The organism is Streptomyces sp. NPDC005791, assembly GCF_042871485.1.
Taxonomy (GTDB): Bacteria; Actinomycetota; Actinomycetes; order Streptomycetales; family Streptomycetaceae; genus Streptomyces.
In genome coordinates this window covers 1-1,073 of sequence record NZ_JBIAIP010000048.1, presented here as the reverse complement: position 1 = coordinate 1,073, position 1,073 = coordinate 1, and the positions used below count along the sequence as shown (strand labels likewise).

The window sequence follows — 1,073 nt, the reverse complement described above, 5'->3', positions numbered from 1 at the left end:
CTAGGTGTATTGCCCTGTGAGGTTGGGGACGCGGCTGGCGGGTGGTTTGCCTGCGAGCGCGGTGTGTCCGCGGTGGTGATTGTAGGTGTGCAGCCAGTGGGGGAAGGCGTCGCGTCGTTCCTGCTCTGAGCGGTAGGGCTTTGCGTAGGCCCATTCGTCGAGCAGGGTGCGGTTGAGGCGTTCGACCTTGCCGTTGGTCTGGGGCCGGTAGGGCCGGGTTCGCTTGTGGGTGATCCCGGCCGCCGCCAGCACGTCGCGCCAGGCGTGGGACTTGTAGCAGGCGCCGTTGTCGGTCAGGACGCGTTCGACGGTGATCCCGCACGAGGTGAAGTAGGCGTGTGCCCGGGTCCAGAAGGCGGTGGCGGTCTCCTTCTTCTCGTCGGTGTGGATTTCGCTGTAGGCGAGGCGGGAGTGGTCGTCGACGGCGGTGTGGATATAGCTGTAGCCGGCTCCGGAGCGGGTCTTGCGGCCTGCCTGACGGCCCAGGGCCTTGTGGCCGCCTCCGTCGGGGATGTTGCCGAGCTTCTTGATGTCCACGTGCACGAGTTCGCCGGGCCGGTCGCGTTCGTAGCGGCGTATGACCCGGCCGGTGGCCCGGTCCAGGTGGCTGAGCCGGGCCAGGCCGTATCGGGTCAGGACGCGGTGCACGGTCGATGGCACAAGGCCCAGTAGATGGGCGATGCGGGCCGGTCCCCATCGGCGAAGGACACGGACCTTGATGATGCGGCGTTCGGTGCGGGTCGGGGTCCTGCGGGGGCTGTGGTGCGGACGGGAGGAGAGGTCCGTCATCCCGGCCTCGCCCAGGGTCCGGTAGCGGCCGGCCCACCGCTGGGCGGTCGTGGGCGAGACCTGGAAGCGTTCGGCGGCCCGGCGCAGGGGCCAGCCGTCCTCGACAACGCAACGGGCCAGCCGCAGGCGTCCGGTCTCGGTCAGGGGTGCATTACGGTGGGGCATGAGGGCCTTTCGGGCTGGTGTAGACGTCGTAATCCACACCGAACCCGGAAGGCCCTCACCCGTTCAAGATCCCAAGACGGTGATCACTGTCACCGCACCCAACCTCCGTGGACAGAACA

1 protein-coding gene is annotated in these 1,073 nt (G+C 68.4%); it reads right to left on the bottom strand.

The genetic code is table 11. The features are described 5' to 3' along the window. Positions 1-954, bottom strand: coding sequence for an IS481 family transposase (locus tag ACFYSH_RS33950; RefSeq protein WP_388757745.1), 954 nt, complete (start codon positions 952-954; stop codon positions 1-3). Positions 955-1,073: the final 119 nt, after the last annotated feature.

Excerpts from the sequence above, each read along its gene's own strand:
- ACFYSH_RS33950 (WP_388757745.1), bottom strand. The coding sequence starts at position 954 with ATGCCCCACCGTAATGCACCCCTGACCGAGACCGGACGCCTGCGGCTG.